This is a genomic window from Variovorax sp. F042, assembly GCF_057814215.1.
This window is the reverse complement of sequence record NZ_JBVASX010000010.1, coordinates 198,644-214,544: the sequence shown is the minus strand read 5'-3', so window position 1 is coordinate 214,544 and position 15,901 is coordinate 198,644. Positions and strand designations below refer to the sequence as shown.

15 protein-coding genes are annotated in these 15,901 nt (G+C 67.9%); 11 read left to right on the top strand and 4 right to left on the bottom strand.

What is annotated here, in order from left to right; all coding sequences use genetic code 11:
- The first annotated feature begins 31 nt into the window (after positions 1–31).
- Positions 32–886 (top strand): DUF6279 family lipoprotein, encoded by an 855-nt coding sequence (locus tag ACZYSP_RS26300; protein ID WP_489017452.1) that lies wholly within the window; start codon positions 32–34, stop codon positions 884–886.
- Positions 887–901: 15 nt separating this feature from the next.
- Here ACZYSP_RS26300 and ACZYSP_RS26295 read toward each other — a convergent pair whose 3' ends face one another.
- Entirely contained in the window at positions 902–1,672 is a 771-nt protein-coding gene (locus ACZYSP_RS26295) for a Crp/Fnr family transcriptional regulator (RefSeq protein ID WP_256216864.1), read from the bottom strand.
- A 91-nt stretch (positions 1,673–1,763) separates the two neighbouring features.
- On the opposite strand from ACZYSP_RS26295, the gene ACZYSP_RS26290 reads away from it, so the two are divergent.
- Entirely contained in the window at positions 1,764–2,174 is a 411-nt protein-coding gene (locus tag ACZYSP_RS26290) for a BLUF domain-containing protein (protein WP_307616327.1), read from the top strand.
- A gap of 106 nt (positions 2,175–2,280) precedes the next feature.
- Here the strand turns inward: ACZYSP_RS26290 and ACZYSP_RS26285 are convergent, their stop codons facing one another.
- The gene (locus ACZYSP_RS26285) at positions 2,281–2,598 is read right to left on the bottom strand and encodes a DUF2917 domain-containing protein (RefSeq protein WP_093056107.1); all 318 of its coding nucleotides are present in this window, start codon (positions 2,596–2,598) and stop codon (positions 2,281–2,283) included.
- Between the two features lie 172 nt (positions 2,599–2,770).
- On the opposite strand from ACZYSP_RS26285, the gene ACZYSP_RS26280 reads away from it, so the two are divergent.
- On the top strand, positions 2,771–3,754 hold the full coding sequence (locus tag ACZYSP_RS26280) for a LysR substrate-binding domain-containing protein (RefSeq protein ID WP_093056109.1): 984 nt from the start codon (positions 2,771–2,773) through the stop codon (positions 3,752–3,754).
- Between the two features lie 10 nt (positions 3,755–3,764).
- Here the strand turns inward: ACZYSP_RS26280 and ACZYSP_RS26275 are convergent, their stop codons facing one another.
- Positions 3,765–4,382, bottom strand: coding sequence for a 5-formyltetrahydrofolate cyclo-ligase (locus ACZYSP_RS26275; RefSeq protein WP_093056112.1), 618 nt, complete (start codon positions 4,380–4,382; stop codon positions 3,765–3,767).
- Positions 4,383–4,391: 9 nt separating this feature from the next.
- Between ACZYSP_RS26275 and ACZYSP_RS26270 the strand changes: the two genes are divergently transcribed.
- The 3 genes from ACZYSP_RS26270 to ACZYSP_RS26260 all read left to right on the top strand — a co-directional run bounded on the left by ACZYSP_RS26270 (position 4,392) and on the right by ACZYSP_RS26260 (position 7,755).
- Positions 4,392–6,434 (top strand): lytic transglycosylase domain-containing protein, encoded by a 2,043-nt coding sequence (locus ACZYSP_RS26270; protein WP_489017448.1) that lies wholly within the window; start codon positions 4,392–4,394, stop codon positions 6,432–6,434.
- A 1-nt stretch (position 6,435) separates the two neighbouring features.
- Positions 6,436–6,957, top strand: a complete 522-nt coding sequence (locus ACZYSP_RS26265) for an MgtC/SapB family protein (protein WP_093056116.1) — start codon at positions 6,436–6,438, stop codon at positions 6,955–6,957.
- A gap of 111 nt (positions 6,958–7,068) precedes the next feature.
- Entirely contained in the window at positions 7,069–7,755 is a 687-nt protein-coding gene (locus ACZYSP_RS26260; protein ID WP_489017446.1) for a glutathione S-transferase family protein, read from the top strand.
- A gap of 24 nt (positions 7,756–7,779) precedes the next feature.
- Here the strand turns inward: ACZYSP_RS26260 and ACZYSP_RS26255 are convergent, their stop codons facing one another.
- Positions 7,780–8,505, bottom strand: coding sequence for an OmpW/AlkL family protein (locus tag ACZYSP_RS26255; RefSeq protein ID WP_093172968.1), 726 nt, complete (start codon positions 8,503–8,505; stop codon positions 7,780–7,782).
- 166 nt (positions 8,506–8,671) lie between these two features.
- Between ACZYSP_RS26255 and ACZYSP_RS26250 the strand changes: the two genes are divergently transcribed.
- The 5 genes from ACZYSP_RS26250 to otsA all read left to right on the top strand — a co-directional run bounded on the left by ACZYSP_RS26250 (position 8,672) and on the right by otsA (position 15,892).
- Positions 8,672–9,838, top strand: a complete 1,167-nt coding sequence (locus ACZYSP_RS26250) for a tRNA nucleotidyltransferase/poly(A) polymerase-related protein (protein WP_489017443.1) — start codon at positions 8,672–8,674, stop codon at positions 9,836–9,838.
- Between the two features lie 45 nt (positions 9,839–9,883).
- Positions 9,884–11,716, top strand: coding sequence for an ATP-binding response regulator (locus ACZYSP_RS26245; RefSeq protein ID WP_489017441.1), 1,833 nt, complete (start codon positions 9,884–9,886; stop codon positions 11,714–11,716).
- Positions 11,717–11,793: 77 nt separating this feature from the next.
- Positions 11,794–12,591: a trehalose-phosphatase gene (otsB, locus tag ACZYSP_RS26240; protein WP_093056127.1), complete on the top strand. Its 798-nt coding sequence runs from the start codon at positions 11,794–11,796 to the stop codon at positions 12,589–12,591.
- Positions 12,588–14,510, top strand: coding sequence for a glycoside hydrolase family 15 protein (locus ACZYSP_RS26235; protein WP_093056129.1), 1,923 nt, complete (start codon positions 12,588–12,590; stop codon positions 14,508–14,510). The genes otsB and ACZYSP_RS26235 overlap by 4 nt, the downstream gene beginning before the upstream one ends.
- Complete coding sequence (gene otsA / locus ACZYSP_RS26230) at positions 14,507–15,892, top strand: alpha,alpha-trehalose-phosphate synthase (UDP-forming) (protein ID WP_093056131.1); 1,386 nt, start codon at positions 14,507–14,509, stop codon at positions 15,890–15,892. Before ACZYSP_RS26235 ends, otsA begins: the two co-directional genes overlap by 4 nt.
- Positions 15,893–15,901 lie beyond the last annotated feature (9 nt).

Genomic DNA, 15,901 nt, shown 5'->3' with positions numbered 1-15,901 from the left:
GCGTTTTTCTTCCCGATTTCGTTGCGCTGCAGTGGCCCGAATTATCGGCGTGCTGCTCATCGCCGCCGCCCTGGGCGCCTGCAGCGCGATCAAGCTGGCTTACAACAACCTGCCCACGGTGAGCTACTGGTGGCTCGACGGCTACCTCGACTTCGACGGCGCGCAGACTCCGAAGGTGCGCGACGAGCTCGACCAGCTGCTGGCATGGCACCGCCAGAACGAGCTGCCGCGCATCGCCTCGCTGCTGCAGGAAGCGCAGGCGCTGGCGCCGGGCGAGGTGACGCCGGAGCAAGTCTGCGCCATGGCCGACCGCATCCGCGAGCGCCTGCTGGCCGTTACCGAACGCGCCGAGCCCGCCGGCACCGAGCTGGCGCTGAGCCTGACCGACGCGCAGCTGCAGCAGCTGGAGCGCAAATACGCGAAGAACAACGCCGAGTACCGCAAGGACTGGCTCGACCGCACCCCGGCGCAGGTGCAGGAAAAGCGCTACGACCAGTTCCTCGACCGCACCGAGGACTTCTACGGCCGCCTCAGCACGGAGCAGCGCGAGCTGCTGAAGCAGCAGGTCGCGCAGTCGGTGTTCGACCCACGGCTGGCGGACGCCGAGCGCCGCAAGCGCCAGCAGGAGGCGCTGATGCTGCTGCGCGGCTTCGTGGCCAGCAAGCCGTCGCCGGCCGAGGCGCGCGCGGCGCTGCATGGCTACATCCAGCGCATCGCCGAACCACCGCCCGGACCCTGGCGCGACCAGCAGCAGGCCTTGCTGCAGGAGGGTTGCCGCAACACGGCGGCGCTGCACAACGGCACCACGGCCAGCCAGCGCGCGCAAGCGGTGCGCCGGCTGCAGGCCTACGAGAGCGACCTGCGCCAGCTGGTGGCCACGCGCTGAAGGCCGTGTGGCGGATCAGATCAGCGGCGTAGGCCGCATCGGGCGCTCGAAGTAGTCGCCCAGCGTTTCCAGCGCGTGCGGCTCCATGATGCGCAGCCAGCCGGCGTCGATCTTGTAGAGCCCCAGCCGCTGCAGCCGCCGCAGCGTCTTGTTGGTGTGCACCAGCGACAGCCCCAGCGCATCGGCAATGTGCTGCTGGTTGAACGGAAACTCGACCCAGCCGTCGCGCACCATGCCCACGCGCTGCGCGCGGCGATACAGGTGCATCAGCAGCATAGCCACGCGCTCGCCGGCATTGCGCCGGCCGGTGGTGACGAGGTTGTCATCGACCATCTTTTCCTCGCGCGCTGCAAGCCAGGTGATGTCGTAGCCCAGCTTGGGCTGGGCATGGAACAGGTCCCACAGCCGGTCGCGCGAGAAGGCGCACAGCGTGACGTCGGTCACCGCCTCGACGCCGTGCGTCTGGCCCTCGGCGAACTCATCCTGCAGGCCGAGGAAATCGCCGGGCAGCAGAAAGCTCAGTATCTGCCGCCGTCCGTCGCTCAGCGTCTTGTAGCGGAAGGCCCAGCCTGAATAAAGGGTGAAGAGCTGCGGGCTCGGCCGGTGCTCGTCGATGATCGAACTGCCCGCCTCCACGCGCCGGGTGCCGACGCGGAAAGACTGGATGGCCTGCAACTCTTCGCCGGCAGGCGGCAGGAAGGCATCGAGCCGTCGCAATGCGCACTGGTCGCACGAATTCACGCCCTGGGGAGGCGCTGCAGCAGCGGGGTAGTCCTCGAATTTCACGCTTTACTATAGGCGCTTCGCCTGTGTCTTTTGACATTTCGCGGCGTCCCGGGGCTGCCTACACTCCGCACCGCTTTCCTCCCCAAGACGCATGACAGAAGACCCAAGGCTCCCGCTCTACGAAGTGCTTTACTGCAGCACGCTCGCCCAGGACCTGCCCCCGGGCACCGTGGGCTCGATCACCTCCCGGGCGCGCATGCGCAACGCGGAGCGCGACATCACCGGCCTGCTGGTGTTCGACGGGCAGCGTTTCTGCCAGCACCTGGAAGGCCCGCCCGAAGCCATCGACGCGCTGATGCGGCAGATCCAGGAAGACCCGCGCCATGTCGATGTCAGGGTGGTCTACGAAGCTCCGCTGGCGGCCCGGCGCTACAGCGGTTTCGGCATGGGGCTGGCCGAATGCGAGGGCCCTGACCTGATGGCCGGCGTGCATGTGCTGCTTGGCGAGGCGGCGCTGCGGCACTTTCTGGCCCTGGTGCCCAGCTTCGACATCAACGGCTGAATTGAACTGAACGGGCGGCCGCCCGACGGCCCTACCCCAAAAGACGCTTCAAAAAGAAAAAGGCGGCCGAGGCCGCCTTTTCAGCACTTGGAGGGAAAACAATCGCTCAGGCGTTGTCCCAGCTGTAGGTCGCGCCGTAGCCGTCCCACGCCTCCATCACGATGCGCTGGCCCGCGGCCACCGTCAGCGATTCGCCGGGTGCGAGCACCAGGTCTTCGCTGGGGTTCTTGAGCGTGGCATCGGGCGTGATCCACACCCGGCCCTGCTTGACCCGCAGGATGCTGGCCGCCCGCGCCTTCAGGCTCATCGCCTCGCCGGGCGCGATCTGCCAGGCACCACGACGCACGGCCGGCGGAACGGCGGCGGTGCGGGCGGGAACGGACAGGGACGAGAGCGATTCGGTGGTGCAGACGGCGGTGGACATGATGTAACTCCTTGGCTTTGCCGAAGCGCTTGTCAGAAAGTGGCAATAGCGCAGTTCGGGAATGAATGATCGTTTCTATGGCGTTGGCGGTCCAATGAAAACGAGGTAGCCTACTGATGCGCGTTTCGCATCAATCGATCCAAACGCCGATTCGCCCTCCAAAGTCATATCCATGCAACATTCGCAAACCCATCTGCGCTCCCGCCCGATCTCCGCCGGGCACCTGCGCGCCTTCGAGGCGGTGGCCCGGCACCTGAACTTCCGCGCCGCGGCTGAGGAAATGGCGCTGACCCAGTCGGCCGTGAGCCGCCAGATCCAGTCGCTGGAAGAAGAGGTGGGTGTGGCCCTGTTCCTGCGCCATACGCGCGCGGTGGAGCTCACGAGCGCGGGGGCACTGCTGCTGCTGGCGGTGCAGCAGTCGCTGCCGCGCATCGACACGGCTGTGCGCCAGATCCGCCAGAGCGCGGGGCGGCAGAGCGTGTCGCTGACCACTTTTGCCTCTTTCGCCTCGATGTGGCTGATCCCGCGGCTGGAGGCCTTCCAGCGCGACAACCCCGAGATCGACATCCGCATCGACGCCAGCGACGTGGCGGTCGACCTCGAAGTGGCCGACGTGGACATCGCCCTGCGCTACGGCCCGCGCGAGTCCATGACGGCCGGCGCGGTGCGCCTGTTCGGCGAAACGCTGACGCCGGTGGCCAGCCCCTGGCTGCTGAAGAGCAGCCCGCCCATCAAGACACCCGCCGACATCACCCAGTTCACGCTGATCGAGGCCGGCGACGCGCACCGCACGCACCTGGAATGGCTGACCTGGCGCCGCTGGTTCGAGGTGAACGGGCTGGAACGCGCGCAGCCCAAGCGCTGGCTCTATTTCAACTACGCCTACCAGATGGTGCAGGCCGCCCTCACCGGGCAGGGCGTGACGCTGGCGCGAAGCTCGCTCATTGCCGAGAGCCTGGCCAACGGCGACCTGGTCGAGGTGCTGCCGCAGCACCGCATGGATTCGCCGATGTCTTACTGGCTCATTGCCGGGCCGCGCAGCGCGCTACGGCCGGAAATCAGGGCCTTCTGCGACTGGTTGCTGCTCCAGTCCGAGACCACCCGCCAGACCATCGGCGAGGTGCCCGACCCGGACACCATCGACAACATCGACTGACGCTGGCAGCTCAGCTGGTCGGCCAGACGACTCCGTTGTCGTTGAGGATGGCGTCGAGCGGCAGGTCGTGCGCCTCGGGCTCGAAGTCTTCGAGAAAGCCGTGGGTGAAGCCCAGACCCACCGTGAACGGCCGCGGCTCGAGCGCCGCCAGCGTGCGGTCGTAGAAACCGCCGCCGTAGCCCAGCCGGTAGCCGCCCGCGCTGTAGCCCACGCAGGGCACGAACAGCAGGGTCGGCACGATCAGCTCGGTGTCCTTGGGCTTGGGAATGCCGTAGGCGTCTTCTTCCATCTGGCAGCCCGGGTACCAGGCATGGAAGGTCAGGGTCTTGTGGACTTTGTCGATCACCGGCAGTCCGATGCGCCGGCGCTGCGTCTCTTCCATGAGTTCGCCGTCTTCCTTCCAGCGGTGCAGGGCGGGCAGCGGATCGAACTCGCCCTTGATGGGCCAGTAGGCGCCTATCACGGTGTCGGGCCGGCCGACCAGCCAGATCCGCATCACGCGCTGCAAAAGGTCTGCGCGTGTCAGCCGGTCGGGCATCGCAAGACGTTGCTCGATGAGTGCCTTCCTCAACTGTTCCTTAAGAAAACTCGCCGTTGCCGAAGTGTCGGCACCCTTTGACTTGTCCATAATCCCCCGATGCAGTTCCCAAGCATTTTGGCACCCAAGCGCCATCGCCCGCGCGTCAACCCGCGCAACGCGGCACCCGCACTCGTTTTTTCCACTGTTCTTGCCCTCGCCGCGTTGCTCTCGCAGCAACCCGCAGCAGCCCAGAGCAACACCAACGACGACGTGCTGATCCAGATGAAGCAGGCCTTCCAGCGCGGCGACAAGGCCCGCCTGACCGCCCTGCTGCCGCAGGCCCGAGGCCATGCACTGGAGCCCTGGGCCGCCTACTGGGAACTCAAGGCGCGCCTGCAGGACGCCCCCGCCAACGAAGTGCAGGACTTCTTCGCGCGCTACCCCGGCACCTACCAGGAAGACCGCCTGCGCAACGACTGGCTGCTTCTGCTCGGCCAGCGCCGCGACTGGGACAACTTCACCGCCTCGGTAGACGGTTTCCGCATGGGCGACGACGCGCAGGTGCGCTGCTACGCGGTCCTGGTCGACTCGCTGCGCACCGGCACCGCCACGCAGGCACAGGCCGACGAAGTGCGCCGCAACTGGTTTGCCCAGAAAGACCTGGACGACGGCTGCCTCACCGCCGCCGACCGCCTGGTCGCCGCCCGCCTGATGTCGACCAACGACGCCTGGAAGAAGGCGCGCCTGGCCATCGAGGCCAACCGCCCGCAGGCCGCACGCGCCGCCGTCACCATCGCCGCGCCCGACGCGCTGCCGCTGTTCGAGGAGCTCAACGCCAGCTCGGCCAAGTTCCTGACCGGCCGCGCCTTCGTGGCCGCCAAGTCGCGCAAGGAACTGGTGGTGCTCGCGCTCATCAAGATCGCCATTGCCGACCCCGAACTCGCCGCCTCGCAGCTCGACAGCAAGTGGGGCCCGATGCTCTCCGCCGAGGAGCGCAACTGGCTCTGGGGCACCATCGGCCGCGCCGCCGCGCTGAAGCTCTGGCCACAGGCCGGCACCTATTACGCCAACGTCACGAAGAACAGCGACCTGTCCGACGACATGCTCGGCTGGCGCGTGCGCGCCGCCCTGCGCGCCGGCCAGTGGAAAGAGGTGGCGCCCGCCATCAACGCCATGAGCGAAACCGCCCAGCTCGAGCCGACCTGGGTCTACTGGAAGGCCCGCGCCCTGGCCAGCGCCGGCGGCGACGAACGCCGCGCGCAGGCCCGCGACCTCTACCAGAGCATCGCCGGCTCGCGCGGCTTCTACGAGATGCTGGCGCTCGAGGAACTCGGCCAACGCACCATGGTGCCCACGCGCCCCGACCCGCTCACACCCGAGGAAAAAGCCGCCGCGCGCAACAACCCGGCGCTCGCCCGCGGCCTCTACGCCATCGCCATCGGCCTGCGCCCCGAAGGCACGCGCGAGTGGAACTACGCCACCAACCTGCACGACAAGGGCGGCATGGACGACCGCGCGCTGCTGGCCGCGGCCGACTTCGCCTGCCAGCGCGAGGTGTGGGACCGCTGCATCAACACCAGCGAGCGCACCAAGGGCGTGGTCGACGTCGAACAGCGCTTTCCCATGCCCTTCCACGACACGGTGCTGCGCAAGAGCCAGGACATCGGCCTCGACCCGGCCTACGTGTACGGCCTGATCCGCCAGGAAAGCCGCTTCATCATGGACGCGCGCTCGGGCGTCGGCGCCTCGGGCCTGATGCAGGTCATGCCCGCCACCGCGCGCTGGACGGCCCGCAAGATCGGCATGAACGACTTCTCGCCCGGCCAGATCAACGACCGCGAGACCAACATCACCATCGGCACCAACTACCTGAAGCTGGCGCTCGACGACTTCGACGGGTCGATGGCGCTGGCGGCCGCCGCCTACAACGCCGGCCCGGGGCGCCCCCGCAGCTGGCGCAACGGCCCGGTGCTCGACGCCGCCATCTGGGCCGAGAACGTGCCGTTCAACGAGACACGCGACTACGTGAAGAAAGTGCTGGCCAACACCACCAATTACGCGGCCATCATCAGCGGCCGGCCGCAGTCGCTGAAGGAACGCCTGGGTCGCATTGGCCCGCGCGATGCGGCTGAGCCGGAGCCCAACAAGGACCTCCCCTGAGATGAGCTGGCGCGACGAGGTGCTCGACACCCTCGCATCCGAGTTCTCGGACGTGAGCGACGTCGCGCAGCTCACCCGCATCGTGCTGCGCCTCACGCTCGCTGGCGCCCTCGGTTTCGTGCTCGGCTTCGAGCGCGAGCAGCAGGGCAAGGCGGCCGGCGTGCGCACCCACATGCTGGTGGCCATCGGCTCGGCGATGTTCGTGCTGATCCCGCAGCAGACCGGCATCGTGCCGGCCGACATGAGCCGCGTGATCCAGGGGCTGGTGGCGGGCGTGGGCTTTCTGTGCGCCGGCACCATCCTCAAGCAGGGCAAGGACGAGAGCCATGTGCAGGGCCTGACCACCGCCGCGGGCCTTTGGATGACGGCTGCCATCGGCATGGCCTGCGGGCTCGGCCGCGAGGTGACCGCCGTGGTGAGCGCGCTGCTGGCGCTCGCCGTGCTGGCACTGGTGCCGCGCCTCGTGAGCGTGATCGAGCGCGTGGCCGGTCCGAAGAAGAACGACGACACCCGCGAGCGCTGAACGCGCTCCCGCATCAATTCGCGCTGCCTTCGGCATCAATCGCGGCACCGCGTCCGGCTAGCATCGAAGACCCCCTTTTTGAACCACCGCAACGGACCGGAGATCCCTCTCATGCGCAAGCTCTATGTCGGCAACAAGAACTACTCGTCGTGGTCCATGCGGCCCTGGGTGTTGATGAAGCAGGCCGGCATCGACTTCGAGGAAGTCGTGGTGCGCTTCGATTCGTTCGAGGCCGATTCGCAGTTCAAGCACACCATCGCCGCGCTGAACCCAGTGGCCAAGGTGCCGGTGCTGGTGGACGACGGCCTCGTCGTCTGGGACACGCTGGCCATCGCCGAATACCTCGCCGAGACCTTCCCCGAAAAGCAGCTCTGGCCCCAGTCCGCGGCTGACCGTGCACGCGCCCGCAGCGTCTGCGCCGAGATGCACTCGGGCTTCGGCGGCCTGCGCAACCATTGCGGCATGAACATCGAAGCCTCGCTGCCCGAGGTGGGCGCCCGGCTGCTGAAGGAAGTGCCCGAAGTCGCCAGCGACCTCGCGCGCATCGTGCAGATGTGGAGCGGCCTGCTCGACACGCATGGCGGCCCGATGCTGTTCGGTGCCGGATTCGGCATCGCCGATGCCTACTTCGCGCCCATCGGCACGCGCATCAAGACCTATGGCCTGCCGGTGCCGGCGCATATCACGGCCTACATCGAGCGCGTGCAGGCGCTGCCGGGCGTCAAGGCCTGGATCGACGATGCACTGGCGGAAAAAGATTTCCTGCAGTTCGAAGAGCCCTATCGCACGGGGCGCTAGGCTCTTCGAAGCAGGTGGGGCGGATCAGAACCGGTAGGTTGCCGCCACGTAGGTGACGATCGGGTTCAGCTTCAGGCTGGCTTCGCTATTGGCCACCGGCAGGCCGTAGATCGAGGTCGTCGTCAGCTTGGCCTTGGTCTTCAGCGGGATGTACGACACCGAGAACGAGATGCCCCAGTGCTTGTCGAACTGGTAGGCCGCGCCCACGTTGATCACCGGCGCGAACTTGCTGTCGAGCTTGGCCGTGGTGTTCACCGCGAACGGCGACTGGTGGAACTGGCCGGCCAGTGCGCTCTGCAGGTTCGAGGTCAGCTTGACGTCGCTGTACCAGACGTAGGTGGCGCCCAGGCCCACGAACGGCCGGAAGGCGTCGGTGCCCTCGTTGAAGAAGTACTTGCCCAGGATCGTCGGGCTCCACTGGCGCGCCTCGCCGAGCTGTCCGACGCGGCCGAGGGTGCCGGTGCCGTTGAGCTTGAACTTCGGCGGCACGCCGAACACGCCTTCCACCGCCCAGTGGCTGTCGAGGAAATAGGTGGCGTTGAGACCCACCGTGTCGGAATCGCTCACGCTGGCGCCCGAACCGGCCAGCACGCTCGGAATGGGCGAGGTCACGGTCAGCGGCTTGCTGGAATCCTGTGGTGACAGATGGAACCAGCCCGCGCCGACGACCCAGTCGCCCGCCTGCTGCGCCATCGCGCTTCCGGATGCCAAGGCACCCAGAGCCGCCAGCGCAAACATTGTTTTCTTCATGATGTGAATTGCTCCTTTGGTTGACATATCCCTCTACGGATGCGGGCGTCGACTTGTGACTGCCGCTGAATTTCGTCCGATGAACGAACGATTTCCCGGTCCGCTCCGGGGATTATCGAACGACCGTTCTATTTTTTGGTACCGGGAGTATCCCTACACTGCACTTATGAAAATTTTTCTCGTTGGAGGTGCACTTCGCGATCGGCTGCTGCAGCGGCCGGTGTCCGACCATGACTGGCTGGTGGTCGGGGCCACGCCCGAAGAAATGGTGGCCCGCGGCTACCTGCCCGTGGGACGCGACTTTCCGGTGTTCCTGCACCCCGAGACGCGCGAGGAATACGCGCTGGCCCGCACCGAACGCAAGAGCGCGCCTGGCTACCGCGGCTTCACCGTGCACGCCGCGCCCGATGTCACGCTGGAGCAAGACCTCGCGCGCCGCGACCTGACCGTCAACGCCATTGCGCTGCCGGCCGAGCTGGTGAGCGCCGACGGCCGCTTCGACCCCACGCCCGCCACGCTGGCCGACCCCTTCCACGGCCAGCGCGACCTGCGCGACAAGGTGCTGCGCCACGTGACCGACGCCTTCCGCGAAGACCCGGTGCGCATCCTGCGCGTGGCGCGCTTCGCGGCACGCTTCGACGACTTCAGCGTCGCCCCCGAAACCATGGCGCTGATGCGCGAGATGGTCGCCGCCGGCGAGGTCGATGCGCTGGTGGCCGAGCGCGTGTGGCAGGAGCTGTCGCGCGGCCTGATGGAAACACGCCCCTCGCGCATGTTCGAGGTGCTGCGCGAATGCGGTGCGCTGGCCGTGCTGCTGCCCGAGCTCGACGGCGGCACGCAAGCGACGATGGCAGTCATCGATGCCAGCGCCCGCCTGCAGGCCTCGCTGGCGGTGCGCTTCGCCTGCCTCATGCGCAACGAGAGCGTCAAGCAGCTGCAGCAGGTGTGCGACCGCTGGCGCGTGCCGGTGGACATCCGCGAACTGGCCGAGGTGGTGGCGCGCGAGCATGGCCACATCGACGGCAGCGACGCGCTGGACGCCACGGGCTTGGTGCGCCTGCTGGAGCGCTGCGACGCCTTCCGCAAGCCCGCGCGCTTCGCCAAGGCGCTGCTGGCCTGCGAGTGCGATGCGCGCGGCCGGCCCGGCTCCGGCGATGCGCCCTACCCGCAGCGCGAGCGCCTGCTCGCCGTGCTGGCGACGGCAGCGGCCGTGGCCACCGATGTGGTGGCCAAAGCCGCCCAGCAGTCCGGCGCCACCGGCCCGAAGATCGGCGAGGCGATCCACCAGGCCCGGGTCGAAGCCGTCGCGGCATCGCTGCTCGCCAGGGCATGACTTCTGGCACTTCCCGGAGCAGACCCGGCCGATAGCATCGACCGGGTGAATGCCACCGCGCCGAAGCCCGCACTCGAATCCGACGCTTCCCAGCATCCGACCGATCCATCCGCCGGGCCGGACGACCTGAGCCTGCGCGTGCTGCGCGAGCACGTGGCCTCGGTGTACGCGGCCTACAACGCATCGGTGTTCGTGCACTTCGGCCTGGGCGCGGCGCTCGGCGCCGCCATGTACGTGCACCAGCCCCGCCTGTGGATCCTGGCCTGGATGGCGGCCCACCTGTCGTTCGGCCTCGTCCTCTTCTTCATGCCGCGCTGGCACGAGGGCGTGCCGCTCGCGGACACGACGCGCTGGGCGCGCCGGCATTCGCGCACCGTCACTGCCGTGAGCATGGCCACGGCCACCGCGCCGCTGCTGTTCATCTCGGCCGGCGACCTGCCCGTGACCTCGGTGGTAACCGTGGTCATCATCGGCAGCTGCGCCCGGGCCATGCAGCTGCTGTGGCCGCTCAAGCCCGCGCTGTACGGCTACACCCTGCCGATGATGCTGAGCCTGATTGCCGCGCTGGCTTGGCAGGGCGACGCCCTGCACTTCTTCCTCGCGGTGTTCAGCCTGGGCTACCTGCTGTTCACGCTGCGCGTGGGCGACCAGCAGCACAAGCTGCTGACCGACTCGCTGGTGCTGCGCTTCGAGAACGAGGCGCTGGCCGGGCAGCTCGGCAAGCAGATTGCCGTCGCCGAACGCGCCAGCGCCGAGAAGACGCGCTTCCTCGCCACCGCCAGCCACGACCTGCGCCAGCCGCTGCATGCCATCGCCCTGTTCGGTGCCGCGCTGGAGAACGAGCTGCGCGAGCACCATGGCGGGCGCAACGCGCAGCGGCTGATGCGCGCGGTAAATGCACTGGGCAATTCGCTGGACACCATGCTCGACGTGTCGCGCCTCGACGCTGGCGTGGTCATGCCGGCCGTCGGGTCCGTGTCGCTGGATGCGCTGTTCCGCTCGCTCAACCACATGTTCGCGGCGCAGGCCGAGCAACGGCAATTGCAATTGCGGGTGCGCGCCAGCGGCCTGTGGGTGCGCAGCGATCCGCAGCTGCTGTACCGCATGCTCTCGAACCTCGTCGACAACGCGCTGAAGTACACGGCACGCGGCGGCGTTGCCGTGCGGGCCCGTTCGCGCGGCGACATGGTGTGGATCGAAGTGCTCGACACCGGCATCGGCATCGCGCCCGAGCAGCACGAGCGCGTGTTCGAGGAGTACTACCAGGTGCAGAACCCGGGCCGCGACCGCGCGCAGGGCCTGGGCATCGGCCTGTCGATCGTGCAGCGGCTCTCGCGCCTGCTGCAGCATCCGGTGCAGGTGAAGTCGCGCCTGGGCGGTGGCTCGCGCTTCCGCATCCAGCTGCCGGCCGCGGCGCCCCTGGTGGCCGACGTCGAGCCGGCCGCAGCTTTCCGCAGCACCGCTGCTTCGCCCGAGGCGATGATCCATGCGACACGCGCACGCATCCTGCTGATCGACGACGAAGCCGAGATCCGCGAGGCCATGACCGACCTCTTCCACGCCCACGACCTGGCCGTGGACGCCGTGGCCAGCGAAACCGAAGCCGTCGAGGTGCTGGGCCGGCCCGATGTGCAGGAGCGGCCCTTCGCGCTGCTGATGTGCGACTACCGCCTTTCCAACGGCGACAACGGCCTCGACGTCGGCCTGAGGCTGCAGCGCCGCTTCGGGCTGCAGGCGCCGCTGATGCTGGTGACCGGCGAGACCTCGCCCGAGCGGCTGCAGCACGTGCGCGCCTCCGGGGTGCCGGTGCTGTTCAAGCCGGTGAACGCCGCGGCGCTGCTGCATGCGCTTGCCGATGTGGTGCCCAAGGCCGCCTGATTCACGGCCCTGACCCCGACGCACGTCCGGTTTTGGCCGACACGCGCATGCTTCGACGCGTGTTAAGGTTTTTCCCGATGCCAAAGTCCTCCAGCAACTTGCAGTTGCCTCCTCCGTTGGGCCGGGATGCAGCCCTCTTCCTCGACTTCGACGGTACGCTGGTCGGGCTTGCGCCCACGCCTGAAGCCATCGAGATTCCGCCTGCCCTCGTGCCTCTGCTGAGCGACCTGCGCGACCAGCTCGGCGGCGCGCTTGCCGTGGTGTCGGGCCGCCAGATCGACTCCATCGACCGCTTTCTCGCACCGCTGCGGCTGCCCGCGGCCGGCGAGCACGGCGTGCAGCGCCGCAACGCCAGCGGCCACACGCAGGAGCAGCGCCCGCCCGATCTCATTCCCATCCTCGAAATTGCCAACGAACTCGCGCGCGTGCACGAAGGCCTGCTGGTGGAGCGCAAGCACGCCGCCATCGCCCTGCACTACCGGCTCGCGCCGCAGCTCGAAGCCGTATGCCGCGACGCAATGTCGCGCGCCATCGAAAACCATCCGCAGCTCGAACTCATGCACGGCAAGTTCGTGTTCGAGGTAAAGCCCACGGGCGTCAACAAGGGCATCGCCATCGACGCCTTCATGACCGAGGCGCCGTTCGCGGGCCGCACGCCGGTCTTTCTGGGCGACGACACCACCGATGAAAGCGGCTTTGCGGTAGTGCAGCCGCGCGGCGGCATCGCCATCAAGGTCGGCTCGGGGCCGAGCCTGGCGCTGCACCGGCTCGAATCGCCGCGCGCGGTCTACGAATGGCTGGTGCAGGCACGCGACATGCTGGCGACACAAAAACCCGCAAAAACCAACGAAGAATCCCCGAGGAGCCCCCGATGAGCGAACAACAACTGCCGGTGGCGCCCGAGGATCGCGCCGGCCAGGCGCTGGCAGGCGCGGCCGGCCCGGACGACCGCGCACCGGCCGACATGCAGGCAGCCGCAGCACCCGGCCCGCGCGGCTTTGCCCCGCCGGCCGAGCCTTCGCTCAACGTCGGCGTGATCGGCAACTGCGCCTACAGCGCACTCATCGACGCGCGCGGCCGTGCCGTGTGGTGCTGCCTGCCGCGCTTCGACGGCGACCCGGTGTTCAACGCCCTGCTGCACCCCGGCGAGGATGCGGGTGCGTGGAGCATCGACATCGAAGACTTCGCCGAGGCCAAGCAGTGGTACGAGCCGAACACGGCCGTGCTGCGCACGCAGCTGTTCGACAGCGCGGGCCAGGGCGTGGAGATCACCGACTTCGCGCCGCGCTTCTACAGCCGCTCGCGCTACTTCCGCCCGCTGATGATGGTGCGCCGCGTGCGGCCGATTGCCGGCGCGCCGCGCATCCGCGTGTCGCTCGACCCGCGCTTCCAGTGGGGCGCCTCGGCGCCGGTGGAGGTCACGCGCGGCAGCAACCACATCCGCTACGTCGGGCCCGATGTGACGCTGCGACTGAACACCGACGCATCGATCTCGCACATCCTCTCGCGCCAGCCCTTCGTGCTCTCGCGCGAATACAACTTCATGTTCGGCGTGGACGAGACGCTGCTCGACGGCATTGCCGACACCGCGCGCAAGTTCGAGCAGGAAACCATCTCCTACTGGCGCACATGGAGCAAGCGCCTGGCCATTCCCTTCGAGTACCAGGAGGCGGTGATCCGCGCGGCCATCACGCTGAAGCTCTCGCTGTACGAGGACACCGGCGCCATCGTCGCCGCCATGACCACCAGCATTCCCGAGGCGCCGGGCAGCCAGCGCAACTGGGACTACCGCTACTGCTGGCTGCGCGACGCGTTCTTCGTGGTGCGCGCGCTCAATTCCCTGAGCGAAGTGGGCACCATGGAAGACTACCTGCGCTGGCTGGGCAACGTGGTGATCGGCTCGCACGGCGAGCACATCCAGCCGCTGTACGGCATCGGGCTGGAGCGCGAGCTGCCCGAGTCCTTTGTCGAGAACCTGGCGGGCTATCGCGGCATGGGCCCGGTGCGCGTGGGCAACCAGGCGCAGGAGCATTTCCAGCACGACGTGTACGGCAACATCGTGCTCGGCGCGGCGCAGGCCTTTCACGACCACCGGCTGCTCAGCCGCGCGGGGCTGGCGGAGTTTCCGCACCTCGAGGCGGTGGGCGAACAGGCGGTGCGCGTCTACGGCACGCCCGACGCGGGCATGTGGGAGCTGCGCACGCGCGCACGCGTGCACACCAGCTCGGCGCTGATGAGCTGGGCGGCCTGCGACCGGCTCAGCAAGATCGCCCGCGCGCTGCACCTGCCCGAGCGTGCCGCCTACTGGCACGGCCATGCCGCGCGCATGAAGGAAGAGATCCTCGCCAAGTCGTGGTGCGAAGAGCGCCAGGCCTTTGCGGAGAGCTTCGGCGGGCACGAACTCGACGCGAGCATCCTGCTGATGGTGGAGGTCGGCCTGATCGACGCGCGCGACCCGCGCTTCATCTCGACGGTCGACGCAATGGAAAAGTCGCTGTGCGACGGCCCCTACATGCGCCGCTACGAGGCCGCCGACGATTTCGGCAAGCCCGAGACCGCGTTCAACATCTGCACCTTCTGGCGCATCGACGCGCTCGCCAAGATCGGCCGCAAGGCCGAGGCGCGCCAGATCTTCGAGACCATGCTCGCGGCGCGCAACCCGCTGGGCCTGCTGTCGGAAGACACGCACCCGGTCACGGGCGAGATGTGGGGCAACTTTCCGCAGACCTATTCGATGGTCGGCATCATCAACGCGGCCGTGCGCCTGTCCGCTCCCTGGGATTCGTGCATATGAGCCGTCTAGTCGTCGTTTCCAACCGCGTGGCGGACCCACGCAAGCCGGCAGCCGGCGGCCTGGCCGTGGCGCTCGGCGAAAGCCTGCAGCAAAGCGGCGGCATGTGGTTCGGCTGGAGCGGGCAGGTCATCGAAGGCGGCCCCACGGGCGAAGGCGAACTGCACCGGCAGCAGGCCGGCAAGGTAACGCTGGCCACCATCGACCTGAGCCGCGAAGACCACGACAGCTACTACCTCGGCTACAGCAACGACGTGCTCTGGCCGGTGTTCCACAACCGGCTCGACCTGGCGCATTTCGACGCCGGCTTCATCGGCGGCTACCGGCGCGTGAACCAGTTGTTCGCACGCAAGCTGCTGCCGCTGCTGAAGGAAGACGACATCATCTGGGTGCACGACTACCACCTGATCCCGCTGGCAGCCGAGCTGCGCGCCATGGGCTGCAGGCAGCGCATCGGCTTCTTCCTGCACATTCCGCTGCCGCCGCAGATCATCACCGCGGCCATTCCGCAGCACGAATGGCTGATGCGCTCGCTGTTCTCGTACGACCTGATCGGCTTCCAGGCGCAGCAGGACGTGCAGCACTTCGAGCACTACGTGCGCAACGAGGCCCACGGCGAGTACCTGGGCAACGACATGTACCGAGCCTACGGTCAGACGGTGCGAAGCAGCGCCTTTCCCATCGGCATCGACGTCGACGAATTCGCGGCGCTCACGCATGCGAAGGAATCGCGCGACATGTACGAGACCATGAAGCGCGAGTATTCGAGCCGCCGGCTGTTGCTGGGCATCGACCGGCTCGACTACTCCAAGGGTATTCCGCAGCGGGTGCGTTCGTTCCGCGAGCTGCTGGCCAACTACCCCGAAAACCGGCGCAGCGCCACGCTGATCCAGATCGCCTCGCCCACGCGCGAGACGGTCGACGCGTATGGCGACATCCGGCGCGAGCTCGAATCGCTCTGCGGTGCCATCAACGGCGACTACGGCGAACTCGACTGGATGCCGGTGCGCTACATCCACCGCATGGTGGCGCGCAAGCGTGTGCCGGGGCTGTGCCGCGCGGCGGCCGTGGGGCTTGTAACGCCACTGCGCGACGGCATGAACCTCGTCGCGAAGGAATACATCGCGGCGCAGGACCCGGCCGACCCGGGCGTGCTGGTGCTGTCACGCTTTGCGGGAGCGGCCGAGCAGCTGAAGGAAGCGTTGCTGGTGAATCCGTACGACACGCACGGCACAGCGGAAACTGTTCAGCAGGCGCTGCAGATGCCGCTGGAGGAGCGGCGCGAACGGCACCAGAAGTTGTTGTCGCGTATTCGTGAGCAGGATATTCACTGGTGGCGAAATAGCTTTCTCGAGGCGCTGCGGGAAGCGGCTAGCGAACGTTGATTGTTCGGG